This window comes from Streptococcus mitis (assembly GCF_946190065.1).
Classification (GTDB): Bacteria; Bacillota; Bacilli; order Lactobacillales; family Streptococcaceae; genus Streptococcus; species Streptococcus mitis_DE.
Genome location: NZ_CAMHZD010000074.1, coordinates 1 through 286 on the forward strand (window position 1 = coordinate 1; position 286 = coordinate 286).

At 43.0% G+C, this 286-nt stretch carries 1 protein-coding gene; it reads right to left on the reverse strand.

From position 1 onward, the window contains the following. Positions 1 to 286, reverse strand: a 286-nt coding sequence (locus OCF96_RS09950; protein ID WP_261447066.1) for a Rib/alpha-like domain-containing protein, incomplete at both ends; no start/stop codon positions are given.

A 286-nucleotide genomic window follows, 5' to 3' on the forward strand; every position in this document is an offset into this window, starting at 1 on the left:
TGCCTGTCTTACTTCCTGGTTTACTTGTGTCTGGTTGTTCGGACCAGCTATAGTTTGTTCCTGCTGGTAAGTCATTGATATTAATACTTTTCTCTGGATCTGGTACTTCGTTATGACGTACAGTTTGGTTTGGCTCTTTCGCAGTTGGATTAAACGTATCTTTTTGTTCTTTTACCCTTACTGGTACTTCGACTTCATCTTCCGTTCCATCTGGATAAGTGACTAAGGCTACTGTTGGATGACTGCCTGGTGTGTTCACAACTGGCGTGTCTTTCCATGTGACGGT